The sequence below is a fragment of the Paenibacillus sp. FSL R5-0912 genome (genome assembly GCF_000758605.1).
Taxonomy (GTDB): domain Bacteria; phylum Bacillota; class Bacilli; order Paenibacillales; family Paenibacillaceae; genus Paenibacillus_AQ.
This window is the reverse complement of the sequence record NZ_CP009282.1, coordinates 5,955,788-5,969,535: the sequence shown is the minus strand read 5'-3', so window position 1 is coordinate 5,969,535 and position 13,748 is coordinate 5,955,788. Positions and strand designations below refer to the sequence as shown.

At 49.8% G+C, this 13,748-nt stretch carries 9 protein-coding genes; all 9 read left to right on the top strand.

Annotated elements, in window-relative coordinates; translation table 11 throughout:
- Position 1 precedes the first annotated feature (1 nt).
- The 9 genes from R50912_RS25250 (at position 2) to R50912_RS25210 (ending at position 13,736) form a co-directional block, all read left to right on the top strand.
- The gene (locus tag R50912_RS25250; protein WP_042139513.1) at positions 2 to 1,351 is read left to right on the top strand and encodes an ABC transporter substrate-binding protein; all 1,350 of its coding nucleotides are present in this window, start codon (positions 2 to 4) and stop codon (positions 1,349 to 1,351) included.
- Positions 1,352 to 1,436: 85 nt separating this feature from the next.
- Positions 1,437 to 2,318: a carbohydrate ABC transporter permease gene (locus R50912_RS25245; RefSeq protein WP_042238672.1), complete on the top strand. Its 882-nt coding sequence runs from the start codon at positions 1,437 to 1,439 to the stop codon at positions 2,316 to 2,318.
- Complete coding sequence (locus R50912_RS25240) at positions 2,318 to 3,154, top strand: carbohydrate ABC transporter permease (protein ID WP_081956643.1); 837 nt, start codon at positions 2,318 to 2,320, stop codon at positions 3,152 to 3,154. Before R50912_RS25245 ends, R50912_RS25240 begins: the two co-directional genes overlap by 1 nt.
- A 72-nt stretch (positions 3,155 to 3,226) precedes the next feature.
- Entirely contained in the window at positions 3,227 to 4,966 is a 1,740-nt protein-coding gene (locus tag R50912_RS25235) for a cache domain-containing sensor histidine kinase (protein WP_042238668.1), read from the top strand.
- 30 nt (positions 4,967 to 4,996) lie between these two features.
- Entirely contained in the window at positions 4,997 to 6,565 is a 1,569-nt protein-coding gene (locus R50912_RS25230) for a response regulator (RefSeq protein WP_042238666.1), read from the top strand.
- A gap of 268 nt (positions 6,566 to 6,833) precedes the next feature.
- Positions 6,834 to 8,162 carry an ABC transporter substrate-binding protein gene (locus R50912_RS25225; protein WP_042238665.1) on the top strand — a complete coding sequence of 443 codons (1,329 nt, stop codon included), beginning with the start codon at positions 6,834 to 6,836 and terminating at the stop codon, positions 8,160 to 8,162.
- A 158-nt stretch (positions 8,163 to 8,320) separates the two neighbouring features.
- The gene (locus R50912_RS25220; protein ID WP_231637710.1) at positions 8,321 to 10,102 is read left to right on the top strand and encodes a sensor histidine kinase; all 1,782 of its coding nucleotides are present in this window, start codon (positions 8,321 to 8,323) and stop codon (positions 10,100 to 10,102) included.
- Between the two features lie 5 nt (positions 10,103 to 10,107).
- Entirely contained in the window at positions 10,108 to 11,727 is a 1,620-nt protein-coding gene (locus R50912_RS25215) for a response regulator transcription factor (protein ID WP_042238664.1), read from the top strand.
- A 95-nt stretch (positions 11,728 to 11,822) separates the two neighbouring features.
- Positions 11,823 to 13,736, top strand: coding sequence for a glycoside hydrolase family 32 protein (locus tag R50912_RS25210; protein WP_052416680.1), 1,914 nt, complete (start codon positions 11,823 to 11,825; stop codon positions 13,734 to 13,736).
- The last annotated feature ends 12 nt before the right edge of the window (positions 13,737 to 13,748 follow it).

The window sequence follows — 13,748 nt, the reverse complement described above, 5'->3', positions numbered from 1 at the left end:
AATGAAACGTTATGTCAAATGGCTGACTCTCTCGTTATCACTGGTTGTCCTAGCGGCGATGGTGAGCGCATGCGGAGGCAAAAATACTAATAACGGCGCTTCAGAAACCGGATCGGCGAATCCGCAGAAGGTGGACAAGAAAACATACAAGTGGTTCGTGGCCCGCGGCGTAGACAGCCCTCCGGCTGTTACTGTAAAGGAGATTGCAGATGAGTTCTCAAGGACGCATCCGGAATTCGAGCTGGTTCTGGAGGGCACGGGTGATCGCCCGTCCTATCTGCAGAAGCTGCGGACATTGATTGCGAGCAATGAGATGCCCGCCATGTTTGATACAGATCCGGATGCCTATGCTTCCAAGCTCGTGGAGCAAGGCAAACTGGTCGATATGAAAAAACTGCTGGAGGAGCTGGGGAAATATGAAGATTTCCGTCCGGTGGCCCTGCAATATCAGCAGTTCGCAGACGGCAGCATGTATACTTTCCCGCTAGAATATGGAATCGAGGTATTCTGGTACAACATCAAGATGTTCAAGGATCTTGGCCTGGAGCCGCCGAAGACGTTCGATGAGTTCATGGAGGTTGCCGAGAAGCTGAAGCAAAGCGGGGTTACGCCGATTGCCGTCGACGGCAAGGATAAATGGCCGGTTCTCCGGTACCTGGCGTACAAACCGTTCCGCATGACAGGCAATGATTTTATCGAAAATGTAAAGCAAGGCAAAGCATCCTTCAAGGACCCGGCCGGCATGGAAGGGATTAAGTTCGTTCACGATCTGGGCACCAAAGGGTACTTTCAGCAAGGATTCACTGCAACGGATTACACCGCAGCGCGCGATTTGTACCTGAGCGGCAAAGCCGGGATGTATTACATGGGTTCATGGGAAACTATGAACTTTGTAAATGATAAAGTAAGCGCAGAAATGAAGGACAATATCGGTTTTTTCCGGCTTCCCATGATGGAAGGTGCCACAACGGCTGACAATGATTATTTTATCAACTCGGGTATCGGCGTTGCCTTCAACCAGGAGACCTTCGATGATACGATGAAGGAATTCGTCAAATTCCTTCTGGAGCAATACCCGAAGGCCTATACGGAAAAAGGCCAATTCTCGCCTTTCAATTATTCACTGGATCAAGAGCAGGGGATGCCGGAGCTCTTCTATAAAATTCAGGACGAAATCGCGAAATCCGGCAACGTCTTTGCGGTCCCGTGGGATACGCGCCTTGATCCGGCCACGAATGAGCTGCTCGGCAATGAATTGAATGCCCTGGCTCTGGGAGCCCATACTCCGGAAGAGTTTGCCGAACTAATGGATCAGGCGATTAAAGAAAACGCGCCGAAATACTTCAAATAGCGATACTAAACATGGCGGCCAACCGAAAGCCGGTTGGCTGCTGTAAGTACAATAAAAAAACTAAAATTAGGGAATGAGCAAGCATATGGATAAAGTCCTGCGCAACCGCAAAGCCGCTCTCGTCTTTCTGCTGCCTGCATTATTGGTGTATTTGCTCACCGTGCTGGCGCCTATCCTTTGGTCGATGTATTTCAGTTTCTTCTCCTGGGACGGAGTTTCAGATATGCTCTATATCGGCTTTGACAATTACACCAAGATGTTCGGCGGCGACAAGACATTCTGGAAGGCATTCAGCAACAATCTGATCTATGTTTCCATTATTGTAGCCATGCAGGTGTTGCTCGGTTTGTTGGTTGCCATCTTACTGACCAATATCACCAAAGGGAGAGAATTGTTCAAAACCTTATATTTTGCCCCTGCCATCATCACCTCAGTAGCGATAGCACAGTTGTTCCAAAATGTGTACTCGTTTGAGCCGGTCGGAATCCTGAACTTTTGTCTGCAGCAGATAGGTCTTGGAGACTGGAGCAAACCTTGGCTGTCCGACCTCAACTGGGCTCTGAGTGCGGTATCGGTACCCGAAGGCTGGCGTTATATCGGTCTTTATATGATTATTCTGTATAGTGCATTAATTTCCATTCCTGCCGATATCGAGGAGGCGGCCAGAATTGATGGAGCTTCTTCGTGGAATCTGTTTCGTTCGATCAAAATGCCGCTGATCAAGCCAGTTCTGATGGTTTCAATCATTATGGCGACTACGGGGGCGCTGAAAGGGTTCGACATCCCGTATATCATGACAAACGGGGGGCCTGGCCGCGTAACAGAATTGTTGCCAACCTATATGTATAAAACCGCATTCTCCAGTCTGGACTTCGGCTATGGCAGCGCGATGGCTGTATTTATCGTCATTGAAAGCCTCATTGCAGTTGCCTTTATCAGACGGATGATGGACAGTAAGGAGACCTGATGATGAAAATTTCTGGCTATTCCAAGGCGGTTCTTCTAGTTGTTTCCTTTGCTCTGCTTGTCATTCAAGTGTATCCGCTGGTCTGGGTGTTCATCTCCAGTTTTAAAGGGCCTAATGATTTTTCAGGGGATAATCCGCTCAGTCTGCCAAGCCAATACACTTTCGATAATTATTTCAATGTGTGGAGCAAAGGGAACCTGGGGACTTATTTTTCCAATAGTTTCATAGTCGCTGTGACGACCATCGTGCTTGTGATCTTATTCAGTGCCATGGCCGCTTTTGTGATCGAGAAGATGTCTTTTAAATGGAGCCAAAGTGTGTTGTTCTTATTTCTGTGCGGCATTATGATTCCGATTCAGGTCGTGCTCATCCCGCTGTTCATTCTTTATAACAAAATAGGAATTATCAATACGCTCGCTTCTCTTATTTTGCCACAAGTAGGTTTTGCCCTGCCGATCTCGATTTATCTGTTCGTAAGCTTCTATAAATACATTTCGAATGAGATCATGGAGGCCGCTGTAATGGATGGCTGCGGTGTGTACCAGGTGTTCTGGCGGATGATTTTCCCTCTATCCCGGAATACGATAGTTACAGTTGTCGTTATGAATCTGATATTCGTCTGGAATGAATTTATATTCGCCAATACGTTTATTCATGATCTGAAATCACGGACCATTCCAGTTGGCTTAATGGATTATATTGGACAGTACGGTTTGACGGATTGGGGAGCGACCTTTGCTGCCATCAGCATCACGACCATTCCGACGATGGTGGTCTATTTCATGTTCAACAAGAGCGTTATTTCCGGCATGACCGCAGGAGCAACGAAAGGTTGATCTCCCGCATCCCTTGGCCAGAGGGTATACTGAAAGTACCAGGCTGCAACTTTGCTGGGTCAGGGGGATCTCATGAAAATACACCGGCTGTTCCTGTCGATCAGCATCCGAAGCAAAATCATTATACTGTCCATCGCCTGTTCCTTGCTGCCGCTTGTCCTGATTGCTTCCTTAACCTTCGTCTATTTAAGCAAAGTGATCGAAAACAAGATGTCCGATACTACCTCCAATTTGCTGGGCTCCATCAATTGGAATATCCAGACGTTCGTGAATGATGTGGAGGCGATCTCGAAGCTGATGTTGTCCTCCCGTGACGTTCAGAATTTCCTTTCCTATACTAAAAATGATTTCAAGGAGATCTATGACCTTCAAAATGCGACCCGCAGTCTGATCGTCAATATTACCAACAACAAATCCTATATACGTTACGTTTACGTAGGCAGCGGGCAAAGGGAACTGATTACCACGAACCAATGGGACAGGTTAACGTACGACAATATCTACCAGGCGGTCTCACGGACGAAATGGTATCAACAGGTGGGAGGTATGGGCGGGCGGGGCTTGTGGCTGAACAGCGATGAAGTCCGGCTTGTCAAGGACAGTCCTAACCTGCTGCTGTACGGTAAACAGTTAAACAACCTGGAGACGCTCGAACCGATCGGCATGTTAATTATTTCAATCGACAGGCGGGTCTTCGATGAAATGTTTCGAAATATTTCCAATGCGGAAAACGGGAATTTGATGATCCTGGAGCAAAATAAAGTCATTTATTATAATTCCCGCACTGCCGGCCTGAAACAGCTTCCTCCCAAAGAAATGAATCTGCTCTATAGCTTGCCTGAACGGGGCACCCGCATCGAAACGATGGGCGGAGAACGGTATGTCATCACCTTCGATACCAATCCGGTAACCCAGTGGAAAGTGGTCAGCATGATCCCTTATTCTAACATCAATTCGGAGATTGTCTGGATACGTAATGTTACGCTCACGCTGACAATGGTGGCTTTCCTGCTGGCCGCTTATGGTTCGTATTTGATCTCGAAGCGTATCACGAAGCAATTGACTTTACTGTCCTCCGTCGCCAGAAAAGCGGCCAAACGGGAGATGATCGAAGGAATCCTCTTTCAGGAGGAAGATGAAATTGGGAAAATAGGCAATCAGTTCTTGAGGACCTTCCGCACCAACTCCGAATTATCAGACAAATTAATAGAAGCCAGGCTGAAGGAGAGGGAAGCAGAGCTGCACGCGCTGCAAAGTCAAATCAACCCTCACTTCCTGTACAATACGCTGAATTCCATATATCTAATGGCCGAACGAATCGGTGCCAAAAACATTTCGAAAATGGTTATGTCGCTGTCTAACATGTTTAAGTTAAGCTTGAATAATGGGGACTATATTACCACTATCCGCAATGAGATCGACCAGGTGAAAAATTATTTGGAGATTCAAAATATCCGCTATAACGGAAAATTCGAGGTGACCATTGAGCTCGAACCGGAAATTGAACATATCCGCATGCTTAAGCTCCTGATACAGCCGCTGGTGGAGAATGCGATTTTTCATGGAATTGAGCTGAAGGAGAGCCAAGGGAATATTTACATTCGGGGACGAATCGAAGGAGATACGCTTGTATTCGAAGTCGAGGATGACGGAGTAGGCTTTGATCCTGCGGTTACGAAGCCTAAGGGCTATGCATTAAGGAATATCCAGGAAAGAATTCAATTGCATTATGGCCAGAACCACGGGCTGCGCATAGACAGCATTCCAGGCATCGGAACCAAAGTTACCCTAAGGATCGGAATAATGGATTAAGACCGGGCTATATGAAGGTGGGATTACATCATGTATAAACTTTTTATAGCGGATGATGAGCAGCTGGTGGTGGAGACATTGTCGGCCGTGATCGACTGGAATGCTTATGGGATAGGGATCGTGGGGACGGCAACTAACGGCAAGCAAGCCCTGGAACGGATTCTTCAGTCCGATCCGGACATTGTGCTGACAGATATTCGGATGCCCGGCCTGAATGGGCTGGAGCTGATCCGTGCCTTGAAGGAGAAAGGCCGTAAGGCGGAATGTATCATCATTAGCGGGTATTCCGAGTTCGAATACGCCAAAGAAGCCATTGAGCTGGAGGCGGTGGATTATCTGATCAAGCCGGCAGAGCTGGAGGAAGTAGCCAAGACTGTCTCGAGAGCGCTCAAGCGTCTGGAGCGTAAAGCGGATGCAACGGAGAATCGCCCTGAGCTTCGGAATGTGGCAGCCTTGGACCGGGCGGCGTTTACAGATCTAATCGTCCATGCCAAACGCCCATCGTTTGATCAGACCCCCTACGAACGATATAACCAGTTTGCGGTCCTCGTGATTGGAAGCACGGAGACGCTGTGGCTCGAACGAATGAAGAACAATGGCGCTACGGATGCTCTCCTTAGCTTTTTGACGAATCGCGGAATCGTTGTGGAGCTGCTGTACGAGCAGCAGAAAGTCATCTTATTATGCATGGCGGCCATGGAGGACAATGAGCCATTAACAGAAATTTTGCTGGCTGCAGCCGAAGCCTTCTCGAATGACAGCTCAGCGGACGATATTTCATTGTCGTTTGGACTGGGGCCGGTGGTAACAGGAATCATACAGGCAAACCTCTCTTTTGCGGCAGCCGATAAGGCATGTGAAATGGGGGTATTCTTTGGGGTTCCGGTTATGGAGGGGAGCGGCTTAGAGGAGATTACCCGCGTATCTGAGCAGTGGCTGACCCATTGGTCTGAGAACATCCAATCCTTCGTCCGTTACGAACAGAAAGAGTTCGAGGAGATGCTTGAACGTTGGACGGAATGGGGGACGGGACGGCTGATGGCTCCTGTTCTGCTGAAGAAGGCAGGCATAGAGTGGGGAAACCGGATGCTCGATCTGATTGAACAGGACTATGGAATCAAGATTGAGAAAGTGATCGGAGCCCGCACGCAGCTGATGGACAGGATACTGGAAACGCCGGACTGGGCGTCTTTGCAGCAACAGTTGCTGAATTTAACGAAGAGTGTGCAATTTTATTTGAGTGTAACCAAGACTACCATGAAGGAAAAAGTGGTTCAAGAAATCAAAGCGTACCTTGAATCCCATTACCATGAAAATATTGGGCTGGATCAATTGGCAGAACGATTCGGGCTCAATTCTTCCTATGTAAGCAACTTGTATTCCAAGTCGACTGGACAGACCATTCTGGAATATGTTACATTGCTGCGCATTCAGACAGCGAAAAAGATGCTGAGAGAAAGCAGCTTCAAAATCTTCAAAATATCCCAAAATGTCGGATATGATAACCAGCGGTATTTCTGCCAGGTGTTCAAGAAGGTTGTGGGCGTAAGTCCCGGCCAGTATAGAGAAGAACATATGATGAAAAGTGAAGAGTCGTAGCAAACCTTCATTGTTAAACGGTAAATCTCAGCAAAGCAGCGATTCTCCTGGTATTTAGAGGATCGCTGCTTTGCGTTTTTATAAATATTGTCCATTTCTCGTTTAAACAGCGATTGGAACAACGGTCCGTTCGCGCAGCGTCCACTCAGGTGCTAGAAATACCGAACATTTTGAAAGTTTAGTGCAGAGGATAATGAATTTTATCATCGGGTATGTCTGATAATATTCAGTTGTAAGCGCAGACAGTAGAAGAAAGGGGAGGGCATTATTGAACAGTAAGAGTAAAGTGGTACTAAGCGCGATGTTGGCATGCGGACTGCTCGCCGGATGTGGAAGCAAAGGGGATAACGCGAAGCCGGAGGCGGGAGCTTCGTCAGCCCCCAAAGAAGAGAAGGTGTCTCTGACGTTCTGGAGAAACTCGGGCAATGACACCGAAAATTCAGCCTATGACAAGCTGGTGGCCTCGTTTAATGAAGCGCATCCTAATATCAAGGTTGAGATGAGTCCGATTCCGTATGCCGATTACGACACCAAGCTGAGAACATCTATTGCTTCGGGCAATCCGCCTGATATTATGGCCATCGACGGCCCGAATATGGCTTCTTACGCCCAGGCGGGTGCCTTACAGCCGCTGACCACCTATTTCAAGAAGGACGGTAACCTGGAGGATATTCCGGAATCGACCATTGCCACGTACACCTATAATAATGAAATTTACATGGCTCCGCTCACCGAATCCTCCATTGCTCTTTTCTATAATAAAAAAATGTTTGAAGCGAAGGGAATTCCTCTTCCCTCCAAGAACCCGGAAGAGCCTTGGACTTGGGATCAGGTGCTGGATGCAGCTAAAAAGCTTAACGACCCGGCCAAAGGCGTGTACGGCATTGATCCGGCACAAGGCTTCGGTAATGCTGGAGCAACAGCATACTTTAAATATCCGATTATTTGGCAGTTTGGCGGCGATATCATGAGCCCGGATGGAACAACCTCCAAAGGCTACCTGGATAAGCCAGAGACCAAAAAGGCGCTGCAATTCTTCTCCGACCTGTATAATAAAGATAAAGTGTCCTCTCTGGAATACCCGCCAGATCCGTTCCCGAACAACCAGCTGGCGATGACGGTTGACGGCTCCTGGTCACTGGGCAATTATGCCGACAAGTTTCCTAATTTCAAATTAGGCGAAGATTATGATATCGCGCCACTTCCGAAGGAAACCCAGCAGGCTGTCGCGAACGGAAGCTGGTCGCTGGCCATTTCCTCGAAGAGTAAAAATGCCGAAGCTGCCTGGCAGTTTGTAAACTGGGTGACTGGTTCTGAAGGGGCTAAGACCTATTGCTCTATCACAAAAGATATTCCGGCCCGCTATTCAGTAGCCAAGGAGTTCCCTGAGCTAGGTCAATATCCGAAGAATATCTTTGTCGTACAGAATCAGAAATTCGGCAGACCGCGTCCAATTACACCGATCTTCCCGCAAATGTCCGAAGCGGTAAACAAGATGATTGAGGAAGTGACCATCGCCGGACGCAACGTGGATGCATCCGTTGCCGACGCCATCAAAAAGATTGACAAGGCGTATGCAGATCTACCGCAAAAATAATAAAATTACCAAACATTGTAGAAACGGCAGCCGCCCTTTATAAAAAGGGCGGTATAGCTGTTTCTTCTTTCAGCTTAAAGAAGCTTCAAGATTTAGCTCCACGTTGTGGGGTACTTTTGAATTTTTGGACCATAATGATAGCAAGGGGCGCGGTTGTCATGTTCTACTCGTTACGCAGCAGATTAATGTTGGCTTTTTCGATCCTGCTGATCCTTCCGATTACGGCGGTTGTCTTTATCCTCAGCAAGGAATCGGCGGAGCAGATCCGAAAGTCTACCCAGACTTCGACTCTGCAGACCATAGACCAATTTGCCTCCCATGTCAGCACGCTGCTGACGCAAATTGAGGATATGGGCAACCAGGTGCTGAGCAGCAACATCACACAGGAATGGATAACCGCCGATCTGAACGATGAGAGCACTAAGGGTGAAAAGTATCTGGCCAAGCAAAAGCTGCGTGAGCTGTTATCCTCCTATGCGATCAATAATTCGAATGTGATTTCCATTTCCACCTTTGCGAAGGATAAGGGCGGGTTATGGACACAGGACCTGAGCTATTTGAAGAGCAGCTGGTACAGTCAGTTCAAGGAGCAGGACGTACGCTGGACACAGGCTCATCAGGACAGGGATCAGGCCGACGACAGCATGCGTTCGCGCGAGATCAATAGCCTTGTGCTCCCTTTGGTGCAGCTCCAGTCCCTTAAGGATGTCGGAGTGATCAAAATCAATTATCCTACGGAACTGCTGCGCCAGGATATGGATAAAATCAGCTTCGGCAAAAGCGGCAAAGCCTTTTTACTGACGGCGGAAGGCCTCAGTGTACTCCATCAGGATCTGACAGGAGCTGAGCAGGTGCTTAGCGGCGGACTTGCTGCTTTGCAGAAACATAGCGGAGGTGAGACCAGCGGCATTTTTCCGCTTCGCCAAGGGGGGACCGACTATCTGTTCTTTTACCGCAGGCTGCCTGCACAGAACTGGCTGATCGTCGGCGAGGTGCCGGAGGCGGAGCTGTATGCCACCATCACCAAGCTCAAAGAAACGCTGCTCCTTGCCAGCTTTGTTCTACTGATCCTTGTGATTATTGTCGCGCTGTGGCTCTCCACCGGCATAACGAAGCCACTAAGTGCCATGGCCCGGGCCATGCGGCATGTCAAAAACGGGCAGTTCGAGCTGGCGATGAAGGATATGCCAAAGGTTAGATCACGGCAGAGCGAAGTGGACTATGTGGCCGGTGTATTTGAGCAGATGACCCATCAGCTGAAGTATCTGATTGAGACAGAATTCGAGACCAATCTGCGCCGGAAAAATGCCGAATACAAAGCACTCCTGCTGCAGATAAATCCACATTTTTACAACAATACACTGGAGATCATCAGCGGTCTGGCGGCGATGAAACGAGAGGATCTGGTCATGGACGCCACGGAAGCACTGGGTAAAATGATGCGTTATTCGCTGAGTCTCGATACGGATCTGGTACAAGTCAGCGAGGAATTGGGCTACATCCGTGACTACCTGTTCCTCCTAAAGCTGCGGCATGAGGATCATCTGATGGTGACGGTCCGGCAGGATTCCGCCGCGGATCAGCTGCTGATCGCCAAGTTTATTCTGCAGCCGCTGGTAGAGAATGCGGTGAAGTACAGCCTGGAAAAAGGGGGGGTCGCCGAGGTGGCGATCACCTCCAGTGTGTGTGGAGAGCGCCTGCACCTGCAGATACAGGATAACGGTCCAGGAATGACACCGGAACTGATCGCCAGCATTCTTGCCGATACGGAGCTTAGGAACAGTGTGGGAATCTTAAATCATAAAGGGGACAGCATCGGATTGCGCAATGTGCTCTCCCGCTGCCGCCTGTATTACGGCGAGCAGTTTGAAGCCGTGCTTGATTCGAAGCTAGATACAGGAACAACCATTACACTGAAGCTGCCGCTGATAGAGAGGTGATAATCATGTATGAGATTATGCTGGTGGATGACGAGAAGGGGGTCCGCAACAGCATCAAAGCCAAAATCGATTGGGAAGCCGCCGGCTTCCGGATTGTCTCGGAGGCCTCAAGCGGCAATGAAGCGCTGCAGCTGCTGGAGCAGGGACCGCTGCCGCAGCTGGTCATCTCCGATATCCGTATGCCACAGCTGGACGGCATTGAATTTATCCGCATCTGTAAAAAGAAGTATCCGCTGCTGAGGACGGTTGTGCTGTCGGGATACTCCGACTTTGATTATCTGAAATCGGCCATACAGCTTGGAGTGAAGGATTATTTGCTGAAGCCGGTAGCCCGCGCAGAACTGAATGAGCTGCTTGGCAAGCTGGGTGAAGAAATTAGACAGGAGCAAAAAAACCTGCAGGCCTCCCGGCAGGATCTGCTGCAGAAAAATGAGCAGCTGCGGCTGCTGCAGGAGAATTTCTTGCTGCAAATGGTCAAAGACGAGTGGTACAGCCTGGCGGCTATCAGGGAACGACTGCAGCAGCTCCAGCTGACCCCGCTGACGGCGGATGATCTGAAGCTGCAGTTTGTTGCTGTGGAGATGAGAGTGCCGGCGGGGCGGATGGCGGACCGGCAGGAGCGCCGGGATCTGCTCAATTTGGCTTTTCAGATGTTATGCCGGGAGACGGCTGCTAAGCGGAAGGGAATCTATCCATTCAGCGATGTCGCCAATTCTGCGATGATGTATTTTCTGGTTATTATGAAGCCGGGGCCGGAGCATGCGGGTCGAACGGACCGGTTCGTAGAAGAACTGAAACGAAACATCGCCAGTTACCTGAAGCTGGAATGTGTAACGGGGATTGGCGAGGAAGTGAAGGGACTCAAGCGGCTGAAGAACGGTTATGCTTCGTGCATGCTGTCCTGGAGCCAAAGCACCGTGTATAAAGATGGAGAGGGCGAACGGAGCCGGGTGATGGAGCTTACGCAGGCGTTTACCCCGGAGATGGAGCGGAAGCTGGTACAGGCGATTGAAAATTTGGACATGAGCACCTTCCGCCAGCAGCTTGACACCATTTTCAGTAGCGAAAGAGATACGCCGATGTTTGCTTTTACCTTTCTGGCCCTGCGGATGCTGTTGATGTTCAGCTCCATCGCCAAAAAGTTCGAGCTCGGCGGCTCCGCCCTGCAGAAGTATTTGTGGAACTGTCAGATGACCATTGCCGATTACCAGTCGCGTGAAGGCGTACGGGGGCAGATCGATGAGCTGGCGCAGCTTGTCATGGATGAAGTGAAGAAGCTCCGCTTCTCCAGCGGACAGCATATGGTCGAAGCGGTCAGAAAATATGTGGAGGAGAATTTCTCCTACGAGTTGACGCTTTCTTCCCTCGCCGAAATGTTTCATCTGAATGAGACCTATTTATCCGGGCTGTTCAAGCAGCATGTGGGCATTACGTTCAGCGACTATGTCACCAGGCTGAGAATGGCCAAGGCGGAACTGCTTTTGCAAGAGAACGAACTGAAGCTGACCGATATCGCTATGCTTGTCGGCTATTCCAGCTCTAGCTATTTCAGCACCTCTTTCAAGAAAAACAGCGGCAAAAGTCCCAAAGATTACCGTGAATGGTATTTGAAGAATCACCCCTGAAAACATCACAACTTCTGAGCCGATCATATTGAAATGATTTCTCTAGCCGTTCAGCTACAATAGGGTCAACTAAACAAGGAATAGGAGTATGCAGTATGAATGTTTCTGGAGAGAAGCAAGCACATAAAGAGATCAAAACTACAAGCAAACTGGCAGGTGTGGCTGTTGTACTGCTGGTTATCGCTGGGTGCAATATTGGCGGCAACAGCAATCATACCAGCAATACTTCTGATTCTAAAACTCCGTCCAATGCTATCTCTAATACTGCACCTGCGGCCTTTCAGTTTTCTGCGATTCCCAATTACTACACGGAGCTATACCGTCCGCAGTATCATCTGTCGCCGGAAAGCGGGAATATGAGCGATCCGAATGGAATGGTTTATTTCGAAGGTGAATATCACCAGTTCTACCAGAACAGCGGCCAGTGGGGTCACGCCGTCAGCACGGATCTGATCCATTGGCAGCATCTGCCGGTAGCGCTCCTGCGCGATTCGCTCGGGGAGATTTGGTCGGGCAGTGCCGTGGTGGACTGGAAGGATACGAGCGGTTTTTTTGGCGGAAAAGCGGGAATGGTTGCGATCTTCACCCATTTCAAAGGAGGAATGCAGTCGCAGAGCCTGGCGTACAGTTCTGATAAAGGACGCACCTGGATCAAATATGAGGGCAATCCCGTGATTCCTAATTCAGGACTCAAGGATTTCAGAGATCCCAAGGTGTTCTGGCATGAGCCTTCACACGCTTGGGTGATGGTTGTCTCGGTGGACAACCGTGTGAGATTCTATACCTCTCCAGACCTGAAGACCTGGCAGCTGGCCAGCGAATTCGGCGCCGATCAGGGCTCACATGCCGCCGTCTGGGAATGTCCGGATCTATTTGAGCTTCCCGTGGAAGGCAGCAAGGAGACCCGGTGGGTGCTGGCGCTCAGCATCGGCAATAACAGCTCAACCCGTGGCTCGGCGGCGCAATATTTTATTGGTAGCTTTGACGGACAGACATTCAAGAACGAGAATGAGCCCTCCAAAGTGCTGTGGACCGATTACGGAAAAGACTTCTACGCCGCAGTGTCCTACTCTGATATTCCGCAGACGGACGGGCGCCGGATCTATGTCGGCTGGATGTCCAATTGGCGCTATCCGTTCTCTATGCCAAGCGCTCCGTGGAAAGGGAATATGTCGCTGCCACGGGAGCTGAAGCTGCGCGACATTCCCGGTGAGGGATTACGCCTCGTCCAGCAGCCGGTGCAAGAGCTGGGAGCTTTGCGTGGCCAAGCGGTCAAGGTGGGAACCCAGCGGCTCGAGCCAGGCAACAATCCCCTGGCCAGTCTGCACGGGACTTCCTATGAAATCGATACCGAGTTCACCGTGAAGGGAGAGGCGGAATTCGGATTCAAATTGAGAAAAGGCGGAGATCAGGCGACAATTATATCTTATAACAACGTTAATTCAACACTGACGGTGGATCGAACTAAGTCCGGCGACAGTTCATTTGAAGCCGGGTTTGCCGAAACGGTTCAGGCACCCTTAAGAGCGGTAAACGGTAAAATCAGGCTGCATATCTATGTAGATGAATCGACGCTGGAGGTGTTCGGCGCAGACGGCGAGACTGTGGTTTCCAGTATTCTTTTCCCGGGGGCTACCAGCAATGGATTGGAGCTGTATGTGAAAAAGGGGGACGTGACGCTGGACAAGGCCGTCTTTTATCCGATGGCCAGTGTATGGCGGAATGAGGATCCGGATAGCTCGGAACCGCTTCGCGTCCTGCTTAGCCAATCTAGTGTGGATGTTCCGCTTGGCGGCACTATGGAAGCGGCAGCGGCGGTCGTTCCGCTAGCAGCTCCCCAGGATCTTACTTGGGTGTCGAGTGATGAGGCCGTTGCACAGGTGGAGAGCCGTTCCGGAACAACCGCGGTCGTAAAGGGGCTGAAGGAAGGCCAGACGGAGATTAAAGCTCTTGCCCCGGGTGGGCAAATATATGCCGTAATGAACGTGTACGTCTATAAACCGGATTGAAATGGAGTGAAA